Source organism: Paraburkholderia sp. RL18-101-BIB-B (assembly GCF_046026985.1).
In the GTDB taxonomy this organism is placed as follows: Bacteria; Pseudomonadota; Gammaproteobacteria; order Burkholderiales; family Burkholderiaceae; genus Paraburkholderia.
On record NZ_JARESV010000008.1, the window covers coordinates 220,265 to 245,379 of the forward strand.

Genomic DNA, 25,115 nt, shown 5'->3' on the forward strand with positions numbered 1-25,115 from the left:
AGCCGGTCATTGCGCGGCGACCAGCGCCTGCACGCCGAGCCATGCGCCGATTTGCGCGACCAGATCGTCGCTGGCGGTGGCGAGCGCTTGCGCGCCGCCGGCGGCGTCCGCCGAACTGGACGGTGCGCGCGCGATGAACGTGCGCTGGCTGAGCACCTTACCGTTCTGCGTCAGAGTGGCGCGCGCGGTGACCGCGGCGTGACTTTGGGACTGGCTGTCGAAGACCTGTTCGAATTCGCTCAGATCGACCTTCAGCACCGGCGCGGCGACACCGTCGGCGCCCGTCAGCACGGTGCCGCGCGAACTGAGCGCGCCACGCAGACGCTGGGTCAGCAACTGCGAAGGCGTCATGGTCCAGTGGCTGTTCGCGTACGCGGCCGTCTGCTGTGCGTCGGCGTAGCTCAGGCGGTAAATCAGCTTGTCCGACTCGAGCACGTCGGGCGCGCTCACATCGAGCACCTTCACAGCCGGCGACGTGCCCGCTGACGCTGCCGGACTCGGCGGGCCGAAGTCGTAGCGGATGTCCGAGAGCGCTGCGGGCGTACCGGCGCAGCCCGCGGCGAGCACGCCGAATGCGAGCAGCACCGCCAACGCGGCGCGCGAGGACAAGAATCGGTGAATCGAGCGTGACATGACAATCTTCCTTTCTTCAAACCTTCAAAATCATTGAGCAGCGCGGGCGGCGGGCCACTTGAAGCCTGCTTCACCGGGGCCGGGCGCCGCACCCGGCGCGCCGAACAGGACGCTGCGCGGGCTGGTGCTGAACGTATCGGCGGCGCGGTCCACCGAGCGGGCCGCGGAGCGCACGTCTTCCGCGAGCGAGTTGACGCGCGGCAAGGTGTCGTAGCCGACTCGCGCCGACAGTTCCTGCACGACGCCATTGATCGACACCAGCGCGTCGCCGGCCTGCTGCGCGGCCGTGCCGACCTTGTTCAGGTTGGTCTCGAACGGGCCGTTCGGCTGGTTCAGGCCGGTGATCAGCTGGTTGGTCGACACCAGCGTGCGATCCAACTGTTTGATCGTGTCGGGCAGCATGCCGGCGGCCGGCGTCATTTTCTGGCTCAGCGTGGCCACGCCGTCGGCGGCTTTCTGCAGGCTTGCGGCCGTACCTTGCAACTGGTCGGCCATTTCCGGCGACAGCAAATTGTCGACGTCGTCCGCGACTTTTTCGAGTTTGCGCAGCAACACGTCGCCGCGTTGCTGCAGTTGATCGAGCAAGCCGGGGCGCATCGGCAACTGCGCCACCTGTTTGGCCGACGACGGCAGCGGCGACGGGTCGCGCCCATTGTCATCCAGCTGGATGAAGGCAATACCCGTCACGCCCTGGAACCCCAGGCTGCCGAACGTCGAATGGGTAATCGGCGCGTGCGTATCGACAAGGATGCGGATCAGAATCTGCCCCGGATGAGCCGGGTCGAATTTGATCGACTGCACCTTGCCGACATCGAGCCCGCGATAACGCACCGCTGCGTCGGTAAACAGGCCCGTCACGTTGGTGCGCGCAATCAGATCGTACGGCACCCGCACGGCACGGTCGACGTTGAACAAAAATGCCGCCAGCGCAATGGCCACCAGCAGAACGATCGTGAAGAGCCCGGCCCAGAAGGCATGTGATTTGTTTTCCATTGTCAGGTTCCCTGGTTCACAGCGGCAATTCGGACGATGCCGGCTCGAGCGCCGCCCGCGGCAGCCTCGCGCGGCGCTCCGGCGGCAGCGCCTGCAACGCGCGGCGTCCGCGCAGGCCGAGGAAATATTCGCGGATGAACGGATGATCGACCCCCGCGGCCTCCTCCACCGGCGCGGCGACCAGCACCTTGCGATCGGCCAGCACGGCGACGCGGGTGGACAGCGCGATCATCGTGTCGAGATCGTGCGTGACCATCACCACCGTCAGGCCGAGCGCGCGATGCAGCGCGGAGATCAGTTCGACGAATTCATCCGACGCCTGCGGATCGAGCCCGGCGGTCGGTTCGTCGAGAAACAGCAACTCGGGTTCGAGCGCGATCGCCCGCGCAATGCCCACGCGTTTGATCATGCCGCCCGACAGCGCCGACGGCATTTTCGACGCGTGCTTGCATGGCAGACCGACCATCTCTAGCTTGAGCATCACAATGTCGCGCAACAGATCTTCGGGCACCTTGCCGAGTTCGCGCACCGGCTGCGCGATGTTGTCGAACACCGAGAGCGATGAGAATAGCGCGCCGCGCTGAAACAGCATGCCGGAGCGGCTGCGCATCAGCAGCGCGGTTTCCGGCGAAATGGTCGCGAGATTCTCGCCGAACAGCTTGATGGTGCCCGACGAAGGACGCTCGAGACCGAGAATCTGCCGCACCAGCGTGGTCTTGCCGGAACCCGAGCCGCCGACGATCGACACGATCTCGCCGCGCCGCACGTCCAGGTTCAGATGCTGGTGCACGATGTTGCGGCCGTAGCGCTTGGTCACGTCGATCACTTCGATCACCGGCTCGGCGATCGAGGGCATCGGCTGGCCGCGCACGGCCTGAGTGAGTGGCGCGATCATCCGAGCCCCACGTTCTGGAAGAGAATCGCGAACACGGCGTCCGCGAGAATCACGATGGTAATTGAGGTCACCACCGAGGTCGTCGTGCCTTCGCCAAGACTCTGCGAATTGGCCTTGATACGGAAACCGAAATGACAGCCGACGATCGCGATCAGCATACCGAACGCGACGCCCTTACCCAAGCCGATCCACAGATTCGCGACCGGCACCACGCTCGGCAAGGCCCGCGCGAAGTAGTTCATGTCGATGCCGAGCGCGATCTTGGCGGCGAGCGCGCCGCCCGTCAGCGCAATGATGTTAGTCCACATCACGAGCAGCGGCATGGCCACGCCGAGCGCGACCACGCGCGGGAGGATCAGCCGCAGGCCGTGCGGGATGCCCATCACGCGCATCGCGTCGAGTTCCTCGGTCACGCGCATCACGCCGATCTGCGCGGTGATCGCCGAGCCCGAGCGGCCTGCCACCAGAATCGCCGCGAGCACGGGCCCGAGTTCGCGAATCACCGAAAGGCCGAGAATATTGACGATGTACTGGTTCGCGCCAAACAGCCGCAGTTGCTGCGCCGACAGATAGCTGAGCACGATGCCGATCAGGAACGCGACCAGCGCGGTGATCGGCATGGCTTTGGTGCCGGCGTTATAGATATTCGCGGAGATCTCGGTCCACGGCGTGATTTTCGGTTTGCGCGCGATCGCCAACAGATCGAGCACGACGCGCCCGAGCATGGCCACGCCGCCATACAGATGCTCGAAGAACGAGAAGATCGCGAGCCCCAGCCGCGTGAACGGATCGAACTTGATCACGGGCTCGGCGGTTTCGCGCACGGTGTCCAGCAGGGCGATGCGCTCGAAAATGTCGCGTTGCGTGTCGGTGAGCGTGGTGTCCGGCGGCATCTTGTGGCCCCACACGCGCCACAGCGCCTGGCCGCCGACGTGGTCCATCCGGTCGATACGCGACAGGTCCCATTGACCGATGCCTTCGGCGCCGACCAGCGACCGCAATAGAGGGATCACGTGCCCGGTGGCCTTATCGCGCGCGAGCGCGAGCGCCGTCCACTGGCCCGAGAGCCGGACGATCTTGCCTTGGCTGCCTGCCGCGACTTCGAGGCCGGGCGGAGTGTCGTAGTTCAAGGATCGTTGAATCTGGTTATCGGATTAGCGGCCATTGTAACGAAGGCGCGGCGCAGGAACCGTGCGCGCGGGCTTACCGGGTTCGCTGTCGCTACAATATGAACCATGAACGCTTCCAAGACTCCCCCTCAAGCAGACTGGCGCATCGATCGCGAACGCGCAGTCGCCCTGTTCGGCCCGCACGCGCATGACTGGCCGATCGAAATCGTCGAGGAAACCGGCTCGACCAACGCCGACCTGATGGCACGCGTCAAAGCGCTGCCGCGCAAGGCCGGCGCGCTGCCGCGGCCGATCGTGCGGGTCGCGTATCTGCAAACCGCCGGGCGTGGCCGCCGTGGCCGTCCGTGGTATGCAGAGCCGGGCAATGCGCTGCTGTTTTCCGTGGCGTGCGTGCTGCCGTGTCCGCTCGAAGGGCTCGCGGGCCTGAGTCTCGCGGTGGGCGTCGCGCTGGTCGACGGGCTGCGCTCGCTGCCGGTCGCCGGCCCCGGTCAGATCGCGCTGAAGTGGCCGAACGACGTCCTGCTCGAAGGCGACAAGCTGGCAGGCATCCTGATCGAGACCGCGTGGAGCACCGACGACGCCAGCGCGGTGGTGATCGGCATCGGCACCAACGTCAAGGGCGCGGACGAACTCGCGGCCAAGGTCGGCGCGCTGAACGCCGGCGTGCCGCCGCAAGCGCGCGGCACCGCGCCGACCGCGCTGCAGCGCGCGCTGCCCAACGCCAACCTCACCGACACGCTCGCCGCCGAGTTGAACGCGCTCGAACCGGCCTTGCAGCGCTTCGGCGCTGAAGGCTTCGCGCCGTTCCAGGCGCGCTGGAACGCGGTGCACGCCTACGCGGGCCGCGAAGTGGTATTGCTGGAACAAGGCGAAGAACAGATGCGCGGCGTGGCGGCGGGCGTCGACGAGCGCGGCCAGTTGCTGCTCGACACGCCGACCGGCCGCGAGACCGTGGCGACCGGCGACGTCTCGCTGCGTCTGGCCGACGGTGCCGCATGACGAGCGGCGCGCCCTGGTTGTTGATCGACGCGGGCAATAGCCGCATCAAGTGGGCGCTGGTGCAGGCGGACGGCTCCCAGATCGCGGCCGGCGCGCTGACGCATGGCGGCGCGGATCGGCCGGACTGGTCGGATTTGCCGGCGCCCGGCGGCGCATGGTTGTCGAATGTGGCGGGCGAAAACGTCGCCGCACGGATTGCCGCATTGCTCGACGCGCGCTGGCCGCAACTGCCGCTTACGACGATTCGCGCCTGCGCGCAGCAATGCGGCGTGACCAACAGCTACACCACGCCGGATGCACTCGGCAGCGACCGATGGGCCGGCATGATCGGCGCGCATGCGGCGTTTCCCGGCGAACATCTACTGATTGCGACGTTCGGCACGGCGACCACGCTCGAAGCATTGCGCGCGGACGGCTGCTTTGTCGGCGGCCTGATCGCGCCGGGGTGGAGCTTGATGATGCGCTCGCTCGGCGAGCACACGGCGCAACTGCCGACGCTCGACGCCCAAGCCGCGCGCGGCCTGCTCGACGGCAGCATGCCCGATACGACGCGCCGCGGCCCGTTCTTCGCGACGGACACGCCGCGCTCGCTATCCGCCGGTTGCACGTTGGCGCAAGCGGGCTTGATCGAGCGCATGTGGCGCGATCTGCAGGATGAATGGCAGGTTCCGGTGCGCCTCCTGGTCAGCGGCGGCGCCGTGGACGAAGTGGCGAGCGCGCTGAAAGTGCCGCATACTCGCCACGATTCGCTCGTGCTCTCCGGTCTTGCGCTGATTGCTGCCGAGCGCGTCATGGAACGCGGCAACTGAATCGCGGCCATAGGGATAACGGCGGCTCAACTTCTGGACGGGGAAAACCAACAATGCTGCGCTGGCTGATCGCCATATTGTTTCTTGCCAACATGCTGGCATTCGTCGCGGTGCGCGGCGTATTCGGCCCGACGCCTACAGCCGGCGGACGCGAGCCCAACCATCTGAATCGCCAGGTTCATCAGGAATGGTTGAAGGTGCAGCCGGTCACGGCGTCGGAGGCTGCCGATCTGGCTGTTGTCGGCGGCCCAGCGCCGGTGGCGCCGATCGCGGCGTCCGCGCTGTCGCAGTAACGCAAGCAGTAACTCGAGCAGTCACGCAACGAGCGGACAGACTTCGCGGCGGGCGACGCGAGACGCGAAGTCGGTGCGTTGCTCGCGCGGCAGTTGGCCTTTAGCCCTGCGTACGAACTTTCTTCAGCAGTGCGGTAGTCGAGCGGTCGTGTTCGAAGGGAATCGCTAGCGCCTTACCGCCCCAGCTTCGCACAATGGCCGACTCGGGCAGCACATCCATGTCGTAGTCGCCGCCCTTGACGAGCACGTCCGGCCGCACCGCCGAAATCAACTCGACGGGCGTCTTTTCGCCGAAGCACACCACGTAGTCGACACTCTCTAGCGCCGCCAGCAAAGCCATCCGGTCAGCCTCGTTATTGATAGGCCGATCGTCGCCTTTGCCGAGCATACGAACCGACGCATCGCTATTCACGCCGACGATCAGGCAGGCGCCCAGAGCCTTCGCATCGGCGAGATAAGTCACATGCCCGCGATGCAGGATATCGAACACGCCGTTGGTAAACACCACCGGCGCGTTCAGCGAAGGACGCAGCGTCACCAGTGCGTCGCGCGTCAGCATCTTGCGTTCAAAAATGGCAGCCATGGAGGAATCGGAAAGGACAGGAAGGTGCCGTCACCATACACGATGGGCCGCATGAAACAAAACGGCCTGGCGCACATAAGTGTGCCAGACCGTTCTTTTTTTCAAACCAGTTCGCAGCGCGTGGCGCCGCGAAGCCGAGTCACCTGCTCGCGACCATCAGGCCGGCTGTTCAGCCGACTTCTGATCCGCCTGCAGACGCGCGACCACTTCCTTGCGGTAGCGATTCAGTTCCTGCGCCGTGTTGAACGTGCGCTCGAACAGAATGGAAAGGTTGTGCAGAATGCGCTCCACCACCTTCTTTTCCCAGCCGTCGTCGAAACGGATCTGTTCGTCGAGCCAGCGTTCGAGCCATTCCGGATCCGGCAAACGCGATTGAATCGTGTCGCGCGGGAACAGCGCCTGGTTCACGTGCAAGTTGGTGGGGTGCAGCGGTTTTTCCGTGCGGCGAGCCGATGCCATCAGGACACCGATCTTCGCAAACGCGGCACGCGCGATGTCGCCGGTTTGCGCCATCGCCTTCTTCATGTAGCGCAGGTACGCGCCGCCATGACGCGCTTCGTCGCGCGAAATGGTTTCGTAGATGTGCTTGATGACCGGCTCGGTGTGCCATTCGGCGGCACGGCGATACCAGTGATTCAGGCGGATTTCGCCGCAGAAGTGGAGCATCAGCGTTTCCAACGGCGGCGCCGGATCGAATTCGAAGCGCACCGCGTGCAGTTCCTCTTCGGTCGGACACATTTCCGGCTTGAAGCGGCGCAGATATTCCATCAGCACCAGCGAATGCTTCTGTTCTTCGAAGAACCACACGCTCATGAACGCGGAGAAATCGCTGTCGTGATGGTTGTCACGCAGAAACATTTCCGTGGCGGGCAACGCCGACCATTCGGTGATCGCGTTCATCTTGATCGTCGCTGCCTGCTCGTCGGTCAATAGCGATGCATCGAATTTGTCCCAGGGAATGTCTTTCTCCATGTCCCATCGAACGGATTCGAGCGATTTATAAAGTTCCGGATAAAGCATGGTGTTCATAGTCCCACCCCTGTTCTGCGCATACTGTGTGTGTCTGTCACTACTACGTGTAGTACTTTTGCTCACGACGAACGGATGTGCACCGTTTGCCGGCCAAGCATTCAATTTTACGCGGTAATCGGCCGCCTAGATGCACCCGACGGCAAAGAAGTCCAGGCATTTGCGCCCGCGCGCCTACCCCTACGTTACGCGCTGCGCGGCCAACCGTGGGTGAGGGATACCCTGTGCCTGAGGTCGAGCCAGTTTGCGATGAAAACCGCACCGTCCAGCCCTGCGCCGGTGTTGCCGGCGGTGAATGGAGCAAGGGCGGCTGGATTGGTAGTTTTCAGCGCACGCCCAAAAGCCAAAAATAAAGCTTACACAATGATAGCACGCTGACCTGGCCGAACCCGCGCCGTAACAGCCGCAATTCCGGTGCCTGCTGACCTTGCGCAAGAAAACGCGCGATTCGCGGAGTGTGGCGGACGATCGGGGTCAAAACCATGACAGACGGCGAACTCGCCTTTCTGTGCTGCGTCGTCACCCGCGTCACGCCACCGCGTTTCATTCCCGCCTTTAGACAGACTTTTTCGTGGCTTTCGGGCTGGCGCTCGCGCCGCTCGTGCGCTTCGCGGCCACCGGCGCCCGCTTCGCCGCCGGTCGCCTGGCCGCGGATTCCGCGTCCTGTGCCGGCGCCTGCGGCGCGTCGGCCGCTGGCCCGCCGCCGGCTGCCGAAGCCTCCGCATCGTCGGGCACAAAATCAGATGCCTCGGCACCCGCACCGGCGTTCGGCGGTTGCGTCATCGCGAACTGGGCGATCTGGTTGAATTGGGATTGCAGCAGATTCCACCACGCGGATGCGTCGAAGGGCGGCGTGCCGGGCGCCTCCTCTTCCCCGCCGGCCGGCTCCTCAGCCGACGAAGCGGCGCTCGCCGAAGCGGCCGGCGCTGGCGCCGGGGCAGGCGCCGCCGGATGCGGCCAGCCCGTCGCCGGCGCGGGACTCGGCGCGGCCGACTCTGCGGGTTGCGCCATCGACGACTGCGCGAAAGCGCCGAACGCGCGTAGTGTCGCGAGCGTCGCGCGTTGCACTTCGAGCGCCTGAATCGCGGATTGCAACATGCTCAGGTTCAGCTTGAGCCATTGCTCGACCGCGCGCATGTCGGTGATGCGCTTGTCGAGTTCCTCGACGTTGGTGAGCGGCGCCATCATGTCGGACATCATCGAGAGCGACGGTCCGAGGCCGCCGCCGGCCGGCTGCGCGCCGGAAAAAGCCGAGCCGAACGGCGACAGCCGCATCATGCCCCACATGCGTTCGAGCATTTCAGCGGGCGGGAAACCGGGAAAGCCGGGAAAGGGCGGCGTGGAGCCAGGAGTATCGGTCATGCTTGTCGCCTCGCTGCGTAAAGTAAAGAAGGGGCGCCGTCCCGCGCGCGTCTGTTTCGATCATACCGTGCGGCAGGCGGCCTCAGGAGCCCTCGCCGCCTGTCGCGCCGCCGTTCGACGGCGGTGCGCGCCACGGGTCGGCGCCGCCGAAATCCGGCGCGCGCCGCTCGCGCAGCGAGTTCACGCCTTCGCGCACGTCCGGCCCGGCAAAGCCCATGAATTCCAGCGCGAGCGACGTATCGAACGCCGGTCCCGCCGAGCGCAGCCAGTTGTTCAACGCGTACTTGGTCCAGCGAATCGCCGTTTGCGAGCCGTTGGCCAGCTTCTGCGCGACATCGAATGCTTTGGGCAACAAATCTTTCTCGTCGACGGCGAGCGAGACGAGCCCAATGCGCTCCGCCTCCTCGCCGCTCACCGGCTCGCACAGCATCAGGTAGTACTTGGCTTTCGCCATGCCGCACAGGAGCGGCCAGACGATCGCCGCATGATCGCCCGCGGCCACGCCCAGACGCGTATGCCCGTCGATGATGCGCGCAGTCTTCGTCGCGATGGAGATGTCGGCGAGGAGGCCCGCGACGAGCCCGGCACCCACCGCCGGTCCGTGCATGGCCGACACAACCGGCTTGCTGCAATTGATCACGTTGTAGACGAGATCGCGCGCCTCGCGCCACACTCGCGCGCGCACGTCGAAATTGGTCGCCATGTCTTCGACGAGTTGCAGGTCGCCACCCGCCGAAAAGCCCTTGCCTTCACCGCGAATGATTGCCACACGCGTATCGGGATCGCGGTCGATGTCGCGCCAGATCTCCGCGAGTTCGAAGTGCATGCGCGCGTTGGCGGTGGCGAGCGCGCTCTTGTTGGCGCCCTCGCCGCTCATCACGACTTCGAGCACGCCGTGCGGATGGCGATGCAACTGGAGCGACTGGTAGTGCGCGTAAAACGCGTCGTTACGGTGTGGTGCCTGAGACATGATGAGCAGTCCGTGTATCGTGTGTCGGTTGAACCGTGCCGCGTTCATTCAACGCGGCTGATAAATCCACTTCGCATTCTTGATTTCCACCATCACACGCGCCCGTTGATCGAGCCCGAGGTGATCCGTGGCGCTCATGTTGACGACGCCGTTGGTGTCCGCGAGACCGCGCGTCGCCTCGAGCGCATCGCGCAGCGCGCGACGAAATTCCGGCGTGCCCGGCGCGCCCCTTTTCAGCGCGATCGGCACAGCGTTGCTGAGCAGCATGCCGGCGTCCCATGTGTACGAGCCGAACGCCGACACGCTGCCCGCGCCACGCACCGCTTCGAAGCGCGCGATGTAGTCGAGCGCGAGGCGCTTGGCCGGATGATCCGCCGGCAATTGCGCGGCGACCAGCACCGGACTCGCGGGCAGGAACGTGCCGTTGCAGTCGGCGCCGCACACGCGCAGGAAATCGTTATTTCCGACTCCATGATTGTGATAAATCATGCCTTTGTAGCCACGCTCCCTGAGCGTCTTCGGCGGCAACGCGGCGGGCGTGCCGGCCGCGCCGACCACTACCGCGTCGGGGTGCGTCGCGAGAATCTTGAGGACCTGGCCAGTCACGCTCGGATCAGTGCGATTGAAGCGCTCGCTCGCCACCATCTCGATGTGATGCAGTTGCGCGAACTTCGCGACCTCGGCGTAGAAGGTCTCGCCGAGCGCGTCGGCCTGGCCGATGAACGCGATGGTTTTGACGCCGTGCAGGCTCGCATGTTCGGCAATCGCCGACGCCATCATTGCGTCGGTTTGCGGCGTCTTGAAGACCCAGTGGCGTTTTGCATCCACCGGCTCGATGATCTTCGCCGACGACGCCAGCGAGATCATCGGCGTTTGAGCTTCGGCGACCACGTCGATCATCGCCAGCGAATTCGGCGTAATCGACGAACCGATGATCGCGTCGACGTGATTTTCGGAGATCAGCTTCTTGGTGTCCTGTACGGCCTGGGTCGTGTCGGACGCGTCGTCGAGCACGATGTATTCGACGCTCTGACCGCCGATCTGTTTGGGCAGCAGCGCGACCGTATCGCGCGCGGGAATGCCGAGCGACGCTGCCGGCCCGGTGAGCGACAACACGAGGCCGATTTTCACTTGCGCCAGCGCGATGCCGGGCAACACGCCGGCAAGCGTCGCGCATAACGCAACGGCGCGGCGCGCAAGCCGATTGCGCCAGGGCGTCAAGCCCAAGTGGTTGGATGCGCGAGCGCGCCGGGTTCCAGGTTCAAGAGATTCGAATCGCGGCATGCTGTCTCCTCACGTTGGTTTTTCGTTTTTGATGTGCTGCCGATGTCCCGGCTCATGCCCTGCTCACGTGCCGTTCACACGCGGCTTTGCGACGGTCCTGCGATGAACCCGCAGTCGGCCACCCCCGCCACGCCGTCGCGCCAGTCAGTGTAGCCGCGCGCACTCGCCGCGGCATCGGGCGAAACCCTTTCGAATCCGGCGCGGCGCGCTGCGGAACGCGGCCCGGACGCCGCACTCCGCACAAAAGCGGTGCTTCAATCCAGCGGCGCGATGCCCTGGTCGATCGAACCGAAAATCGACTTGCCCGCTTCGTCGAACATTTCGATCTTCACCGTATCGCCGTACTTCATGAACTCGGTCTGTGGCGCGCCGTGCTCGATGGTTTCGAGGCAGCGCTTCTCGGCGATACAGCAGTAGCCGCGCTTGGCGTCCTTGTTCGACACCGTGCCCGAGCCGACGATCGCGCCTGCTCGCAGGTTGCGTGTCTTCGCCGCGTGCGCGATCAACTGGCCGAAGTGAAACACCATGTCAGTGCCGGCGTCCGGCTGACCGACCTTCCTGTTGTTCCAGTGGACGATCATCGGCCGATGCACGCGGCCTTCGCGCCAGTGTTCGCCGAGTTCGTCGGGCGTCACCGCGACCGGCGCGAACGAGGTGGCCGGCTTGCTCTGGAAAAAGCCGAAACCTTTCGCGAGTTCGGCGGGAATCAGATTGCGCAGCGAGACGTCGTTGACGAGCGTGATCAGACGCACGCTTCTGAGCGCCTGGTCGGGCGTGGCGCCCATCGGCACGTCGGAGGTGATCACGGCGACTTCCGCCTCGAAGTCGATACCGAATGCTTCGGATGCGCACAGCACGTCGTCTTTCGGCCCGATGAAGTCGTCGCTGCCGCCTTGGTACATCAGCGGATCGGTCCAGAATTCCGGCGGCATTTCCGCGCCGCGCGCGCGCCGCACCAGTTCGACATGATTCACATACGACGAGCCGTCGGCCCATTGAAACGCGCGCGGCAGCGGCGCCATGCATTCCTTGGCGTCGAACGAGAAGGTGTTGCGCGCGCGGCCCTGATTGAGCGCGTCGTACAGATCGTGCAATTGCGGCGCGTAGAAGGCCCAGTCGTCGAGCACGCGCTGCAACGTGGGCGCGATCACGTCGGCGATAGCCGCGGTGTGCAGGTCGCGGGACACGACGATCAGCTGGCCGTCGCGCGTGCCGTCCTTCAGCGTGGCAAGTTTCATAGAGGAATGAACCGTGTTAGTGACGATAGAAGGAATCTATTCTACGATGGTGAATCGGCGCGGCCCAAGTCCCCGCAGTCTGCGTCATCCGTGTACCACTTTTTGAATGCGCTGCGCGCGCCTCGCTCATGCCTCCAAATGCCCGCTCCGGCGCGATCCATACCGACGCCGACTCCGCTCCACCGCTCGACCCGACCGAACCCGACGACGACAGCGTCGAGAGCGGCGAGGAAAAGCTGCGCTCGGGCATCCAGTCGATCGAAGTCGGCTTCAAATTGCTCGACGTGCTGACCCACGAGCCGCGCGCCATGATGCTGCGCGATCTCGCCCAGCGTGCGGGCATGAGCCCGGCGAAGGCGCATCGTTATCTCGTGAGTTTTCTGCGCCTCGGTGTGGTGTCGCAAGACCCGCTGTCGGGCCGCTATGAGCTTGGCGGGTTCGCGCTGCAATTGGGACTCGCGCGGCTGGCTCGGGTCGACGGCGTCAAGCTCGCACGCGTCGCGCTGTCGGAACTGCGCGACCGGCTCGATCTCACGGTGGGCATCGCGGTATGGGGCAATCAGGGGCCGACCATGGTGCACTGGATGGAATCGAGCTATCCGGCCAAGGCGTCGCTGAAACTCGGCGATGTGATGCCGCTGCTCAGTTCCGCCACCGGTCTGCTGTTCGCCGCGTACCTGCCATCGAGCAAGACCGCTGCGATGCTCGAACGCGAACTGGCCGACTCGCGCCGTTCGTCGCATATGGGTGGCCCGCGCACGCGCGACGAAGTCGAGCAGGTCCTCGCGCAAGTGCGGGAGCATCAGGCGGCGCGCGTGGAAGGCATGTTGCTGCCGACCATTCACGCGTTCTGCATGCCGGTGTTCGATTCGACCGGCGAACTCGCGCTCGGCCTCGTCGCGCTCGGTCATGAAGGCGCGTTCGATATTCGCTGGGGCGGCGAGATCGATACGGCGTTGCGCGAGTGCGCGGAAAAGCTCTCGTATGAGCTAGGGTATAGTGCGTCGCCACGCGACGAATAGGCGTGTTGTTGCGCGTTGGGCGCTTGTTGGTCGCAAGACTTGAAGCGAACTCAGTCGGCAAGGCGACGATACGGCGTTGCATGCGTGGTTCTGCGTACTGAACGTACGCGTGTTTTCATCGGCGCGGAACATCGCTCGCGGCTGTGCGGTCGAATCGGTTCGCTGCCTGCCTCGTACGCATCAGGCATCAGGCCTGGCGCCTTTTTCGCAATAATCGCCGCTCGCACGCGCCGCTCGTCGATCCCGAAGCTTTCCGCCCGCACACATTCACTGACCGATGTCCTCAGCTCCCGTGACCCGCCGATCCGATCGCACGCCGCCCAGCGGGCCGCGCACCGGTTTGCGCGTGTGGCGCTGGATCGTGGTGCTGCTGGTCGTGGCCGTTTTGCACTGGATCGCCGCGCAATGGGTCGAGCGCAATCGCGCGACGCTAAACCCCTCGGACAATGAGCATGTTCCCGTGCAGGTCGCGTTGCTGACGCCCGAACGCATCGAACGCAAACCGGCCGCCGCGTCACCCGTGCCTGAACCGGCACCGGCGCGCCACGCCGCGGCGAGCAAGCCGCGCGAACATGTGCTCACCGCCTTGCAACCGGCAAAGCAGGCCGCGCCAGCAGCACCTGCCGCGGCATCTGACGTCATGGCAAGCTCCCCGGCCGCAGCAGGCCCCACCGCGGCACCCAATGCCACCGCCAGCGCCGCCGGCACAGCCAGCGCGCCCGCTGCCGCGAGCGCGCCGCAAGCGTCGCCCGGCGTGAAGTTCTCCGTCCCGCCATCGGGCGAACTGCAATACGACACGTTCTACAACGGTGTGCGCAACCAGCCCGGCACGATCCACTGGACCAGCAACGCGCAAAGCTACGAAATGGTCGTCTCCGTGCCGCTGCCTTTCATCGGTACATTCGTGTATTCGAGCCACGGCCGCATCGACGCATTCGGCCTCGCGCCAGAGCAGTACGTCGAAAAACGCGGCCGCCGGCCGGAAGACATCGCGATCTTCAACCGCACTGACAAGAAAATCGCCTTTACCCGCACCCCGACCACGCTGCAGTTGCCCGACGGCGCGCAGGACCGTTTCAGCATGGTGATGCAACTCGCCAGCCTCGTGCGCGGTGACCCGGCCGCCTACAAACCGGGCGTGACGCGGCAGTTCTTCGTGGTGGATAACGATAGCGGCGAAAACTGGCCGGTCGAGACGATCGGCGACGAAACCATCCGCACCGCCCAAGGTTTCCTCGACACGCGCCATTTCAAGCGCCTGCCCCGCCGTGATGGCGATTTGCGCCGCATCGACGTGTGGCTTGCGCCGTCGCTCGGCTGGCTGCCCGCGCGTATCGTTCAGACGGAACCTAACGGCACGCAATTCGAACTGGTGTGGCGCGGCAAGCTCAATGCCGACACGGCCGGCAGCCCGCCCAGCAGCAATGGCGATGCAAGCACGGCTTCCCCTGATATTTCGACCAGCCCGCCAGCGCCGGCCGCATCGGCAGTTACGCCCGAGGCCATGCCCTCATCTCCGGTCGATCCGACCGATCCCGCCAATACACCCGGCATCATCAAACCATAAGCAACGAATCCGAACTAGGTCTCCATCAGATCGGCGAAACTTCCGCACTAAGGTTGACTCGCACCACCTGCTGCAACCGTTCGCGCCTATGCTGCGTATATGGATCAGCGGTAATTAGCCCATGACAGATGGGACACAGCGCGCGCGAATGGACCCTTCCACTGCGTTCCCCTTCAAAGGAGCCCGCATGCAAGTGAACATCAACGGTATCGAGACGCGCTATGTGCTGAGCAACGAGGGCGGCGGCCCGTGGCTGACGTTCATCCATCAGCTCGGTGGTGATTTGTCCGTGTGGGACCAGCTCGCAGGCTATTTCCGCGACGACTACACCGTGCTGCGCTACGACGTGCGCGGCCACGGCAAGACCGCCGCATCCGGCGCGCCCTTCAGCATCGCCGATCTGTCGCACGATCTCGTCACGCTGCTCGATGCACTCGACGCACCCAGTACGCATCTGGTCGGCATGTCGATGGGCGGCATGATCGCCCAGCAATTTACACTCGATCATCCCGCGCGCGTCGACTCCTTGACGATCGCCGACAGCAGCGCCGGCACGCCGCCGGAAGCCCGCGCCACGTGGGATCAGCGCGCCGCGGCGGCCCGCCGCGACGGGATGGCGTCGCTCGTGCCCGCGACATTGAGCCGCTGGCTGACGCCCGATTTTCAGGCCGCGCATCCCGAAGCGGTCGAGCAGATCCGCGACGTGTTGACCCACACGTTGTCAGAAGGCTACGCCATGGCGTGCGAAGCCCTGCGCGATTTCGACGTACGCAGTAAGCTGGGAGCAATCCGATGCCCAACATTGACCGTGGCGGGCCGCCACGACACGGGCACGCCGCCTGCTTCTACACAGGCAATAGCAGACGCCATCGAAGGCGCACGTTTCGAACTGCTGGATGCCGCTCATCTCGCGCCCATCGAGCAACCTCACCGTTTTGCTGCACTGCTTGAAACGTTTCTTGAAAGGCCGGTCTAACCGGTAGGTTCGGAACTTTACAAGCGTCAATCCGGACCCACCCCTTGAATTCCAAACCATACGCTCCACCTATGGCGCAGGAATGGCCAGGAGCCAACGGAAATAAGGAGTGTCGCCATGCAAATGATCTACAACAGCCCCAACTATTGTGTCGTCGAGTTTCCGCCGCAGGAAGGCCCGCTGGCCATGAAGTCGGGCGGCTACGAGATCGTCGACAAAAACATGCAGCGTGAGATCTATATCGACGGAGCAATGGCGGCGCGTTTTCGCGAGCACGTGCAAAAGCTGATCGAAGAGGAGCCGTCGCTGGATGAAGTAGACGAATTCCTCGGCCAGTTCGACAGCCTGATGCATCAACCGGTGATTCTTCACTAACGGCAGGGTTCGATTTAACGTTTTTGGCGACATACATCGACCGCGCCGTCCGGCCCCGTAACCGGGTAACCCGGCGGCTTTTACAAGTCGGTCGGCAAATATGAAGCGGCCCAGCAGGCTTTTGCCTCGCTGGGCCGTTTTCTTTGCCGTGCCGGTTTAACGTTTGCTTTAACGTTCGCTTTTACGTTCGCTTTTACGTTCTTTTCGATGCAGCGCACCTCGACAGCCCGGGTGACTGCGCCTCGCCCGCGCCGGGCGGATCTGCCCGGCAGCGGCTACAATGACAGGTTTCCCGAAAAAGCCGGCGCAAGCCCTCGTCCGCCATGAACCAGCCCGCTCAAACCGCCACGCCAGTCCGTCCCGACGCCGCCTACACGCGCGGCACGGGGCTGCCCGCGCTGCTCAAGTCGCGCATCCTGATCCTGGACGGCGCAATGGGCACGATGATCCAGCGCTACAAGCTCGACGAAGCCCGCTATCGCGGCGAGCGCTTCAAGGACTACGGGCGCGACATCAAAGGCAACAACGAACTGCTGTCGATCACGCAGCCGCAAATCATCAGCGAGATCCACGAGCAGTATCTGGCGGCGGGCGCGGACATCATCGAAACCAACACGTTCGGTGCGACCACGGTTGCCCAGGCGGACTACGGCATGGAAGCGCTCGCCGTCGAGATGAATCTCGAATCGGCGAAACTGGCGCGTGCCGCCTGCGACAAATTTTCGACGCCCGACAAGCCGCGCTTCGTGGCCGGCGCGATCGGACCGACGCCGAAGACCGCGAGCATTTCCCCTGACGTGAACGATCCGGGCGCGCGCAATGTGACGTTCGACGAACTACGCGCGGCCTACTACGACCAGGCCAAGGCTTTGCTCGACGGCGGCGCGGATCTGTTCCTTGTCGAGACCATTTTCGACACGCTCAATGCGAAGGCTGCGCTGTTTGCTCTCGACGAACTGTTCGAAGACACCGGCGAGCGTTTGCCGATCATGATCTCCGGCACCGTCACCGATGCGTCGGGCCGCATTCTGTCGGGTCAAACGGTTGAAGCGTTCTGGAACTCGCTGCGTCATGCGAAGCCGCTCACGTTCGGTTTGAATTGCGCGTTGGGCGCGGCTTTGATGCGCCCGTATATCGCCGAATTGGCCAAGCTTTGCGACACTTACGTGTCGTGCTATCCGAACGCCGGCTTGCCGAATCCGATGAGCGATACGGGCTTCGACGAACTGCCCGCGGATACGTCGGGTCTACTGAAGGAATTCGCGCAGGCCGGGCTTGTGAATATTGCCGGCGGTTGCTGTGGCACGACGCCGGAGCATATCGCGGCGATTGCGCAGGCGCTGGCCGAAGTGAAGCCGCGCGCGTGGCCCACGCAATACCGCGACGCAGCCTGAGCCCAGCGGCGCCTCGCCGAGCAGGCGCCGCCGCACTTCCGCTATCGAACACGACGCACTTAATCGCAGCAATCGAGCACATACGCCATGACCGATCACACCATGCGCCTTTCCGGCCTCGAGCCGTTCAACGTCACGTCCGGGACGCTTTTCATCAACGTCGGTGAACGCACCAACGTGACCGGCTCGAAGGCGTTCGCGCGAATGATCCTGAACGACCAGTTCGACGACGCGATCGCGGTGGCGCGGCAGCAGGTCGAAAACGGCGCGCAGGTCATCGACGTCAACATGGACGAGGCGATGCTCGATTCGAAAGCGGCGATGGTGCGCTTCATGAATCTGATCGCGTCGGAACCGGATATCGCGCGCGTGCCGATCATGATCGACTCGTCGAAGTGGGAAGTGATCGAAGCGGGCCTGAAGTGCGTGCAAGGCAAAGCGATCGTCAACTCGATCTCGCTGAAGGAAGGCGAAGAAGCGTTTCGCCACCACGCGAACCTGATTCGCCGCTATGGCGCGGCCGCGGTGGTGATGGCCTTCGACGAAAAGGGCCAGGCCGACACCTTCGAGCGCAAGACGCAGATCTGCAAGCGCTCGTATGATTTCCTGGTGAACGAAGTCGGTTTTCCGCCGGAAGACATCGTCTTCGATCCGAACATCTTCGCGATCGCAACCGGCATCGAAGAGCACAACAACTACGCCGTCGACTTCATCAACGCCACGCGCTGGATCAAAGAGAATCTGCCATACGCAAAGGTGAGCGGCGGCGTGTCGAACGTGTCGTTCTCGTTCCGCGGCAATGATCCGGTGCGCGAGGCGATCCACACCGTGTTCCTCTATCACGCGATCCAGGCGGGCATGGACATGGGCATCGTCAACGCGGGCCAGCTCGGCGTGTATGCCGACCTCGATCCGGAGTTGCGCGAACGCGTTGAAGACGTCGTGTTGAACCGCCGTGAAGACGGCACCGACCGGCTGCTCGAAATCGCCGACAAGTTCAAGACCGGCGCGGCGAAGAAGGAAGAAAACCTCGAGTGGCGCAACCAGCCGGTCGAGAAGCGTCTGTCGCACGCGCTCGTGCATGGCATCACCAACTTCATCGTCGAAGACACCGAAGAAGTCCGCGCGAAGATCGCCGCGGACGGCGGCCGCCCGATCAACGTGATCGAAGGGCCGTTGATGGACGGCATGAACATCGTCGGCGACCTGTTCGGCCAGGGCAAGATGTTCTTGCCGCAAGTGGTGAAGTCGGCGCGCGTGATGAAGCAGGCCGTCGCGCATCTGATTCCGTACATCGAAGAAGAAAAGAAGCTGATGGCCGAAGCGGGCGCCGACGTGCGCGCGAAGGGCAAGATCGTCATCGCCACGGTGAAGGGCGACGTGCACGACATCGGCAAGAACATCGTCTCGGTGGTGCTTCAGTGCAATAACTTCGAAGTGGTCAACATGGGCGTGATGGTCTCCTGCAACGACATTCTCGCCAAGGCGAAGGTCGAAGGCGCGGACATCATCGGGCTCTCCGGCCTGATCACGCCGAGCCTCGAAGAGATGGCGTATGTCGCCTCGGAAATGCAGCGCGACGACTACTTCCGCATCAAGAAGATTCCGCTTTTGATCGGCGGCGCGACCACCTCGCGCGTGCACACTGCCGTGAAGATTGCGCCGCATTACGAAGGGCCGGTGGTCTACGTGCCGGACGCGTCGCGCTCGGTCTCTGTGGCATCGAGCCTGCTGTCCGACGAAGGCGCGGCGAAGTACCTCGACGAACTCAAGTCCGATTACGACCGGATCCGCGATCAGCACGCCAACAAGAAAGCGCTGCCCATGGTGACGCTGGCCGAAGCCCGCGCCAACAAAACCAAGGTCGATTGGGCGAGCTACCAGCCAGTCAAGCCGAAGTTCATCGGCCGCCGCGTGTTCAAGAACTTCGATCTGAGCGACCTGGCGAACTATATCGACTGGGGTCCGTTCTTCCAGACGTGGGACCTGGCCGGCCCGTATCCGGCCATCCTGAACGATGAGATCGTCGGCGAATCGGCGCGGCGCGTGTTCTCGGACGGCAAGTCGATGCTCGCGCGTCTGATCCAGGGTCGCTGGCTGCAAGCGAACGGCGTGATCGCGCTGCTGCCGGCCAACACGGTGAACGACGATGACATCGAAATCTACACGGACGAATCGCGCTCGGAAGTCGCGCTCACGTGGCGCAATCTGCGCCAGCAGAGCGTGCGTCCGGTGGTGGACGGCGTGATGCGGCCGAACCGCTCGCTTGCCGACTTCATCGCGCCGAAGGATTCGGGCGTGGCCGACTACATCGGCATGTTCGCGGTGACGGCGGGTCTGGGTGTCGACGTGAAGGAAAAACAGTTCGAAAAGGACCACGACGACTACAGCGCGATCATGCTGAAGGCGCTCGCCGACCGTTTCGCCGAAGCCTTCGCCGAAGCGCTGCATGCGCGCGTGCGGCGCGACCTGTGGGGCTACGCGAACGCCGAAACCCTCTCCAACGACGACCTGATCGCGGAAAAGTACCACGGCATCCGTCCCGCGCCCGGCTATCCGGCCTGCCCGGATCACTTGGTGAAGCGCGACATGTTCGACGTGCTGCAAGCCACCGATATCGGCATGAGCGTGACCGAATCGCTGGCCATGCTGCCGGCGGCGAGCGTCTCCGGCTTCTATCTGGCGCATCCGGACAGCACTTACTTCTCGGTCGGCAAGATCGGTCAGGACCAGTTGGAAGACTACGCAAAGCGCATGTCGCTGTCGAAAACGGATGCGGAACGGGCCTTGGCGCCTTTGCTGTAAGCCTTCGGGCGTGGCGGGAAGCCCACTATATCGGCCTTGAAAGACTGAATATTTGCGGCAACGTAATTTTCGGCTTTGTAGACTGAGGCGGCTTGACCCCGCCAGACGCGGCCAAAACGCGTCGGCTTACTAATTGCAATCGTCAACGGAGAAAATCGTATGAAGAAGCTGACGCTGTTGTTGACCGCTGTTTCGCTTGCCTTGGGCGCCACGGCGGCGCTGGCCCAGCCCGCCGCGCCTGGCGGTTCCAGCTCGGTCAGTTCGTATTCGCCGCCCACGGTGAAACACGTCAAGAAACCGAAGAAACAGAAAGCGAAGAAGGGTGCGTCGGCTCCCGCGGCCGCGCCGGCGGACGCCGCCAGCCAGTAAGCACAGTACGGCAGCGCCGGTCGGTCTGAATCTCTGAACGACAAAGAGCCCGCATCGAGCGGGCTCTTTTCGTTGGTGCGCAAGGTTCGCGCCGCCGGGCGCCGCGGCTCTATCTAAAGCGCCGCGCACAGCGGTTCAGCGCCGGCTCAGATACCCCAGACGATATCCGCGTTTTCCTTCTGCGCCGCGCGCAGCATGTCGAGGAACGGATACGCGCGCTGCGCGAGTCCCGGCGGAATCTCGTGATGCTCGTGGCCGTCTTCGCCTTCGTGGAAATGGCCGTCGTGCTCGGCACGTTCCTGCTTGTCGACGGAAATCGCTGCCTCGAGTTTCTCGATGGCGGGGGCCAGTTCGTCGTGAGTGATGACGCCGCGTTGACCCAGCCGCTTGCCGACGATGCCGACCAGGTACTGGGCAAGGTTTTCCAGCATCATCACGTCCGGGCTGGCTCGGCATTTGAAAGTAATCAACATGACTGTTCCCTTTTTCGTTATGTTGGATTGGCGCGCGAGCGGCTCAAAGGCGGCAGCCAGCGCGCGTTACGTTGGCTCGCCGATCAGGCGCGGCGGCCACGGCCCTTGTTGGGCATCTCATTGAACATATTAGCACCTGCTAAAATCCGTCTGGACGGAAAAGCGTGCCGCAATGCGCCGCGCGCGGCGAAGCCACAGGTAGCGTGGCTCGGCCGGTTGGGCGCAACCCGCATGCCGCGCCAGCCAACGCCATGGCAAGCCGCCGCGCACCGCACTCGATGCGTTGCAGGCAACGTGCCTGATACCGCACCCATTGCGACCGCTGCGCTTCGGCAGATGCATGCCGCTTTCCACGCTTCTGACGAACCGGCCGCGCCTGCCGCGCGGCCGGCGCCTCTCCCGCATCACCGGATTGCCTCACTGGACTCGCAACAAGCATGCTGCCTGCACATAAACATACCCTCGAAACACTGCTCGCCGACACGGTGAAGCAAGTCGCGACCGCCTCGCAAGGCGCGGCCGAAGCCGCGTTCGTGTCGCCCACCATCACGCTGGAGCGCCCCAAGGTCGCCGCGCACGGCGACGTCGCGTGCAACGTGGCGATGCAACTCGCCAAGCCGCTGCGCGCCAATCCGCGCCAGTTGGCGCAACAGATCGTCGACGCGCTGCTCGCGCAACCGCAGGCCCAAGGCCTCGTCGAAGCCGCCGAAGTGGCCGGCCCCGGCTTCATCAATCTGCGCCTTGCGTCCGCTGCGAAGCAGGCGGTGATCGCCGCCGTATTCGCCGAGAAAGAGGCCTTCGGCCGTTCGCAACGCGACGCCGGCAAGCATGTGCTGATCGAATTCGTCTCGGCGAACCCGACCGGCCCGCTGCACGTCGGCCACGGCCGTCAGGCCGCGCTCGGCGACGCGCTCTCGAACGTGCTGGCCTCGCAAGGCTGGGACGTGCATCGCGAGTTCTACTACAACGACGCCGGCGTGCAGATCCAGACGCTCGCGCTGTCGACTCAGGCACGCGCCCGCGGGCTCTCCCCCGGCGACGAAGGCTGGCCAGCTTCGGCGTACAACGGCGAGTACATCGCCGAGATCGCGCAAGACTATCTGAGCGGCGCCACCGTGGCCGCGAGCGACGGCGAGCCGGTCACCGGCGCGCGCGACGTCGAAGACCTCGAAGCGATCCGCCGTTTCGCCGTGGCGTACCTGCGCCGCGAGCAGGACATGGACTTGCAGGCGTTCGGCGTGAAGTTCGACCAGTACTACCTGGAGTCGTCGCTGTACAAGGAAGGCCGCGTCGAGAAAACCGTCGACGCATTGATCGCCGCCGGCAAGACCTACGAGCAGGAAGGCGCGCTGTGGCTGCGCACCACCGACGACGGCGACGACAAAGACCGCGTGATGCGCAAGAGCGACGGCACCTACACGTACTTCGTGCCGGACGTCGCCTATCACGTCGCCAAGTGGGAACGCGGCTTCACCAAGGTCATCAACATTCAGGGTTCGGACCACCACGGCACGATCGCGCGGGTGCGCGCCGGCCTGCAGGGTCTCGGCATCGGCATTCCGAAGGGCTATCCCGACTACATCCTGCACAAGATGGTCACGGTCATGCGCAACGGCGAAGAGGTGAAAATCTCCAAGCGCGCCGGCAGTTACGTGACGGTGCGCGACCTGATCGAATGGTCGGGCGGCGCGACGCCGGGCTCGGAAGCCGCCGTCGATCTGATCGACGAGGAAACGATTCGCCGTGGCCGCGACGCGGTGCGCTTTTTCCTGATCTCGCGCAAGGCCGATACGGAATTCGTGTTCGACATCGACCTCGCGCTGAAGCAGAACGACGAGAATCCGGTGCACTACGTGCAGTACGCGCATGCGCGGATCTGCTCGGTCATCGCCGAGTGCAAGGCGCGCTACAGCACGGACGAAAGCACGCTGGCTGACGTGGACGTCTCGCCGCTCACCAGCGAACGCGCGATGGCCCTGCTGAACAAGCTCGCCGAATTCCCGGACATGCTGCAACATGCCGCCGACGAACTCGCGCCGCACGCCGTCGCGTTCTATCTGCGCGACCTCGCCGGGGAATTCCACTCGTTCTACAATGACAGAGCCGAGCGCGTGCTGGTCGACGATGCGGCCGAGCGCAATGCACGCGTCGCGCTGCTCGCGGCCACGCGTCAAGTGCTGGCCAACGGTCTCGCGACGATCGGCGTCTCCGCTCCCGTCAAGATGTAAGTCCTCCGGCGCAACATGCATGCGGCCGTCGTTATAATCGACGGCCGTTCCAGGATTCTTTTTGCAGGTGATTCATACAATGGCAAAACCACGCCGCACAACAAAGCAATCGAAACAAACCGGGGGGACTTTTCTCGGCATCGTGCTGGGCCTGATCGTCGGCCTTGCGATCGCGGTAGTGGTGGCGCTGTATATCACCCGTGCGCCCACGCCCTTCGTCTCGAAGGTGGCGCCGCCGGCGGCACCCGATTCGGGCGCGAGCCAGCCGCAGTACGACCCGAACCGCCCGCTGCAAGGCAAGACGCCGGGCCAGCCGGTGCCGCAAGCCGCGCAGCCGGCGCCGCCGAACACCGCGCCGGGCCAGACCAACTCGCAGACGCAGTCGGGCATGCTGGAAGAACCGCAGATCGTCGAAGTGCCGCCCGCCAACGGCAACGCGAACGGCACGGCGGTTGCGCCGAAGCCCGCGCAGGATAACGGCAACGGCACGGCCACCGCGCCCGCGAAGAAGCCGCAAGCCTCCAGCGCACCCGCCGCCACCGCGGCAGGTTCGGCGCCGAAGAGCGGTTCGTCCGCCACGGCCGCCAACGCCAAGCCCGGTTCGGGCGCGGCGCCGGCGCCGGGCGATGCCAACACCGGCTACTTCCTGCAAGTGGGCGCGTACAAGACCTCGGCGGATGCCGAACAGCAGCGCGCGCGTCTCGCCTTCCAGGGGTTCGAATCGAAAGTCACGCAGCGCGATGCCGGCGGCGTCACGTATTTCCGCGTGCGCATCGGGCCGTTCTCGAAGTTCGAAGATATGAATTCGAGCCGTCAGCGTTTGTCGGACGCGGGCGTGGATACCGCAGTGATCCGCTTCACGAAGCAATAAGCCAACAATAAACCTACGGTGATTTGCCGGAACGCGCCGCCGCCGAACTATCGGCGTGCGGCGCGTGTCACAAACACGACGGACGGTTCAAACCGTCCAACGCCGAATCTTGAAGACGGTGACGGGCATTTGCGTGGCGCCACCGTTTTACGCCTACTTGGGTCAACACAACATGAAGAAACTGCTGAGCATTCTGTTCCTCTCGCTGGGCCTCGTTGCAGCCTCGGCACAGGCATCGCCGGCCGCGCCGGTGTCGGGCAAGGATTTCACCGTGCTGCCCACCGCGCAGCCGACCGACGTGCCGGCCGGCAAGATCGAAGTCACCGAATTCTTCTGGTACGGCTGCCCGCACTGCAATGAATTCGACCCGTACCTCGAAGCGTGGGTGAAGAAGCAAGGTCCGGACGTGGTGTTCAAGCGCGTGCCGGTCGCCTTCCGTGACGACTTCATTCCACATTCCAAGATGTATCACGCGCTCGACGCGCTCGGCCTGGCAGCGCAGCTCACGCCGAAGGTCTTCAATGAAATCCACGTCAACAAGGACTACCTCCTGACGCCGGAAGATCAGGCCAAATTCCTCGCGAAGAACGGCGTCGATCCGAAGAAGTACATGGACGCGTACAACTCGTTCTCGACGCAAAGCGCGCTGCAGAAGGACAAGAAGCTGCTGGACGACTACAAGATCGACGGCGTGCCGACGCTGGCCGTGCAGGGCAAGTATGAAACCGGCCCGGCTGCGACCAACAGCCTGCCGGGCACGATTCAGGTGCTGGACTACCTGGTCGCGCAGGTCCGCGCCAAGAAGATGTAAAGCCGA

General features: G+C 64.3%; 24 protein-coding genes. 13 read left to right on the plus strand and 11 right to left on the minus strand.

Annotation, left to right across the window (positions count from 1 at the left end; genetic code table 11):
* Nucleotides 1-6: 6 nt before the first annotated feature.
* Genes P0D73_RS15425 through P0D73_RS15440 form a run of 4 tightly spaced genes read right to left on the minus strand, consistent with a single transcriptional unit; the run spans nucleotide 7 to nucleotide 3,651 of the window.
* Entirely contained in the window at nucleotides 7-633 is a 627-nt protein-coding gene (locus tag P0D73_RS15425) for an ABC-type transport auxiliary lipoprotein family protein (protein WP_408181165.1), read from the minus strand.
* Nucleotides 634-663: 30 nt separating this feature from the next.
* A complete protein-coding gene (locus P0D73_RS15430; RefSeq protein WP_132376237.1) occupies nucleotides 664-1,626 on the minus strand; it encodes an MlaD family protein in 963 nt (320 codons plus the stop codon).
* Between the two features lie 16 nt (nucleotides 1,627-1,642).
* Nucleotides 1,643-2,521 (minus strand): ABC transporter ATP-binding protein, encoded by an 879-nt coding sequence (locus P0D73_RS15435; RefSeq protein WP_132376238.1) that lies wholly within the window; start codon nucleotides 2,519-2,521, stop codon nucleotides 1,643-1,645.
* Nucleotides 2,518-3,651, minus strand: coding sequence for an MlaE family ABC transporter permease (locus P0D73_RS15440; RefSeq protein ID WP_408284075.1), 1,134 nt, complete (start codon nucleotides 3,649-3,651; stop codon nucleotides 2,518-2,520). Before P0D73_RS15440 ends, P0D73_RS15435 begins: the two co-directional genes overlap by 4 nt.
* Nucleotides 3,652-3,756: 105 nt before the next feature.
* Between P0D73_RS15440 and P0D73_RS15445 the strand changes: the two genes are divergently transcribed.
* The 3 genes from P0D73_RS15445 to P0D73_RS15455 are packed head-to-tail and all read left to right on the plus strand — an operon-like array spanning nucleotide 3,757 to nucleotide 5,752.
* Nucleotides 3,757-4,650 (plus strand): biotin--[acetyl-CoA-carboxylase] ligase, encoded by an 894-nt coding sequence (locus P0D73_RS15445; protein ID WP_132376240.1) that lies wholly within the window; start codon nucleotides 3,757-3,759, stop codon nucleotides 4,648-4,650.
* On the plus strand, nucleotides 4,647-5,459 hold the full coding sequence (locus P0D73_RS15450; protein WP_408284072.1) for a type III pantothenate kinase: 813 nt from the start codon (nucleotides 4,647-4,649) through the stop codon (nucleotides 5,457-5,459). The genes P0D73_RS15445 and P0D73_RS15450 overlap by 4 nt, the downstream gene beginning before the upstream one ends.
* Before the next feature lie 53 nt (nucleotides 5,460-5,512).
* Nucleotides 5,513-5,752, plus strand: coding sequence for a hypothetical protein (locus tag P0D73_RS15455; protein WP_408284069.1), 240 nt, complete (start codon nucleotides 5,513-5,515; stop codon nucleotides 5,750-5,752).
* A gap of 100 nt (nucleotides 5,753-5,852) precedes the next feature.
* On the opposite strand, the gene rfaE2 is transcribed toward P0D73_RS15455, so the two are convergent.
* The 6 genes from rfaE2 to P0D73_RS15485 form a co-directional block, all read right to left on the minus strand.
* A complete protein-coding gene (gene rfaE2, locus P0D73_RS15460; RefSeq protein ID WP_408284066.1) occupies nucleotides 5,853-6,335 on the minus strand; it encodes a D-glycero-beta-D-manno-heptose 1-phosphate adenylyltransferase in 483 nt (160 codons plus the stop codon).
* 156 nt (nucleotides 6,336-6,491) lie between these two features.
* Nucleotides 6,492-7,364 (minus strand): ferritin family protein, encoded by an 873-nt coding sequence (locus tag P0D73_RS15465; RefSeq protein ID WP_132376243.1) that lies wholly within the window; start codon nucleotides 7,362-7,364, stop codon nucleotides 6,492-6,494.
* Nucleotides 7,365-7,919: 555 nt separating this feature from the next.
* Nucleotides 7,920-8,726, minus strand: coding sequence for a PhaM family polyhydroxyalkanoate granule multifunctional regulatory protein (locus P0D73_RS15470; RefSeq protein WP_408312813.1), 807 nt, complete (start codon nucleotides 8,724-8,726; stop codon nucleotides 7,920-7,922).
* A gap of 82 nt (nucleotides 8,727-8,808) precedes the next feature.
* Complete coding sequence (locus P0D73_RS15475) at nucleotides 8,809-9,696, minus strand: enoyl-CoA hydratase/isomerase family protein (RefSeq protein WP_408431837.1); 888 nt, start codon at nucleotides 9,694-9,696, stop codon at nucleotides 8,809-8,811.
* A 48-nt stretch (nucleotides 9,697-9,744) separates the two neighbouring features.
* Nucleotides 9,745-10,980 (minus strand): ABC transporter substrate-binding protein, encoded by a 1,236-nt coding sequence (locus P0D73_RS15480; RefSeq protein ID WP_408431839.1) that lies wholly within the window; start codon nucleotides 10,978-10,980, stop codon nucleotides 9,745-9,747.
* A gap of 254 nt (nucleotides 10,981-11,234) precedes the next feature.
* Complete coding sequence (locus P0D73_RS15485) at nucleotides 11,235-12,218, minus strand: fumarylacetoacetate hydrolase family protein (RefSeq protein ID WP_408181156.1); 984 nt, start codon at nucleotides 12,216-12,218, stop codon at nucleotides 11,235-11,237.
* 128 nt (nucleotides 12,219-12,346) lie between these two features.
* Here P0D73_RS15485 and P0D73_RS15490 point away from each other — a divergent pair, with 128 nt between their 5' ends.
* From P0D73_RS15490 to P0D73_RS15520, 7 genes are all read left to right on the plus strand, one after another.
* Entirely contained in the window at nucleotides 12,347-13,240 is an 894-nt protein-coding gene (locus P0D73_RS15490; RefSeq protein ID WP_408431841.1) for an IclR family transcriptional regulator, read from the plus strand.
* Nucleotides 13,241-13,517: 277 nt separating this feature from the next.
* A complete protein-coding gene (locus tag P0D73_RS15495) occupies nucleotides 13,518-14,807 on the plus strand; it encodes a DUF3108 domain-containing protein (protein WP_408181154.1) in 1,290 nt (429 codons plus the stop codon).
* 187 nt (nucleotides 14,808-14,994) lie between these two features.
* Entirely contained in the window at nucleotides 14,995-15,783 is a 789-nt protein-coding gene (gene pcaD / locus P0D73_RS15500) for a 3-oxoadipate enol-lactonase (protein WP_408181153.1), read from the plus strand.
* A gap of 117 nt (nucleotides 15,784-15,900) precedes the next feature.
* A complete protein-coding gene (locus tag P0D73_RS15505) occupies nucleotides 15,901-16,158 on the plus strand; it encodes a BTH_I0359 family protein (protein ID WP_007179533.1) in 258 nt (85 codons plus the stop codon).
* A 323-nt stretch (nucleotides 16,159-16,481) separates the two neighbouring features.
* Nucleotides 16,482-17,552, plus strand: a complete 1,071-nt coding sequence (locus P0D73_RS15510; protein ID WP_132376251.1) for a homocysteine S-methyltransferase family protein — start codon at nucleotides 16,482-16,484, stop codon at nucleotides 17,550-17,552.
* A gap of 87 nt (nucleotides 17,553-17,639) precedes the next feature.
* Nucleotides 17,640-20,357, plus strand: coding sequence for a methionine synthase (gene metH, locus P0D73_RS15515; protein WP_408181152.1), 2,718 nt, complete (start codon nucleotides 17,640-17,642; stop codon nucleotides 20,355-20,357).
* 159 nt (nucleotides 20,358-20,516) lie between these two features.
* Nucleotides 20,517-20,726: a hypothetical protein gene (locus P0D73_RS15520; protein WP_012431543.1), complete on the plus strand. Its 210-nt coding sequence runs from the start codon at nucleotides 20,517-20,519 to the stop codon at nucleotides 20,724-20,726.
* A gap of 146 nt (nucleotides 20,727-20,872) precedes the next feature.
* Here the strand turns inward: P0D73_RS15520 and P0D73_RS15525 are convergent, their stop codons facing one another.
* Nucleotides 20,873-21,199, minus strand: coding sequence for a DUF1840 domain-containing protein (locus P0D73_RS15525; protein ID WP_408284039.1), 327 nt, complete (start codon nucleotides 21,197-21,199; stop codon nucleotides 20,873-20,875).
* 437 nt (nucleotides 21,200-21,636) lie between these two features.
* Between P0D73_RS15525 and argS the strand changes: the two genes are divergently transcribed.
* The 3 genes from argS (at nucleotide 21,637) to P0D73_RS15540 (ending at nucleotide 25,109) form a co-directional block, all read left to right on the plus strand.
* The gene (argS, locus tag P0D73_RS15530; RefSeq protein ID WP_408431844.1) at nucleotides 21,637-23,427 is read left to right on the plus strand and encodes an arginine--tRNA ligase; all 1,791 of its coding nucleotides are present in this window, start codon (nucleotides 21,637-21,639) and stop codon (nucleotides 23,425-23,427) included.
* Nucleotides 23,428-23,488: 61 nt separating this feature from the next.
* On the plus strand, nucleotides 23,489-24,298 hold the full coding sequence (locus P0D73_RS15535; RefSeq protein ID WP_408431846.1) for an SPOR domain-containing protein: 810 nt from the start codon (nucleotides 23,489-23,491) through the stop codon (nucleotides 24,296-24,298).
* Nucleotides 24,299-24,470: 172 nt separating this feature from the next.
* Complete coding sequence (locus P0D73_RS15540) at nucleotides 24,471-25,109, plus strand: thiol:disulfide interchange protein DsbA/DsbL (RefSeq protein WP_132376255.1); 639 nt, start codon at nucleotides 24,471-24,473, stop codon at nucleotides 25,107-25,109.
* Nucleotides 25,110-25,115 lie beyond the last annotated feature (6 nt).